Consider the following 1,197-nt stretch of genomic DNA (forward strand, 5'->3'; position numbering starts at 1 on the left):
TCGCCATACCGGCAGTGCGCCAGCCACCATTAACGATGCAATCACCCAGAATATTGTCTTAACATATTCCATAGGAACAAATCTCAACTCCAAGGTCCATCCGAACGATTGTTTAATCACAACATCCACCACAAGGCTTGCTAAGGCCAACCCAAGTGGCATTGCTATCACCACTGAAATCATGCAAAACACCAGAAGTTGAAGCCCACTTATAATCACGAGCTCTTTTCCAGAAATGCCAAAACAACGCAACAAAGCGATATGCCGCTGGCGAGAAACCTCGCCAGCTAAGGTAGCAAAGAAGATGCCGCAAACTGCGATAAACAATGTGATATGGCCTAAAGAATCAGCGATAGCAAACGTTCTATCAAACACTTTCATAGCCTGAGTATGAATATCACTATTATCGAACACGCGGTCGGAATTCAAACGAAACACAGAGGCCAGTCGATGCTTTAATCCGGTTGGGTTCACCCCCGGTCTAAGCTCAACGCCAAGAGCGACATCTCCGGTGCCTGCATATTCATTGAGCCAATTCCGATGCGATAACAAAGCTTGGTTATACGGGTTACCATAATCGTAATAGACACCAACAACCTGCCACCGTTGCCCAAGCTGATTAGAAAGACTGATAAAGTCGCCAGGTCTGATGCCTAATTTCAACGACATAGACTCACTGATCATCACACCTTTCGAGTGGTGCAGGTGATACCAATAGTTTGGAATACCAAGTTTGACGGTCAACGCGTCAAGTTCTGCGTCAGAAGCACCGGTACTTACTATTTGAAGTACGCCTCTTGCTGTCGGTTCATCTTTTTCCCATCGCCACCAGACACTTTCAACTTCAGGTTGCTTTTGTAACCAGTGACTTACGCGAGGCGAAGAACTATTACTTGGGTAAATATAAAGGTCAGCGGCCAACCTTTGGGTTAACCACTTATCGGTCGTATCACGGAAGCTACCAACCATGGTCTCCACACCAATATTACCAGCCATAGCGAGCATTAATCCCATAGTAGCCACACCACGATAACTCATACTGGTCGCTGCATCGGCAAAAAACCAACGTAACTTCACCCAACGCAATGAGTAGGTAAAACTGGTAAACACTTTCCATATCAGAAACGGAGTAAAGAGCGCAACACTCATCATCATTAGCGCAATAATGGCAAAGCCTGATGTTTGTGTTTGGGGCAC

1 protein-coding gene is annotated in these 1,197 nt (G+C 45.9%); it reads right to left on the minus strand.

Annotation, left to right across the window (positions count from 1 at the left end; genetic code table 11):
* Window positions 1–1,197: ABC transporter permease (locus ACP45E_RS19950; RefSeq protein WP_141707443.1), on the minus strand; the 1,197-nt coding region annotated here is incomplete at both ends.

It is taken from the genome of Vibrio genomosp. F10 str. 9ZD137, from assembly GCF_049974785.1.
Taxonomy (GTDB): Bacteria; Pseudomonadota; Gammaproteobacteria; order Enterobacterales; family Vibrionaceae; genus Vibrio.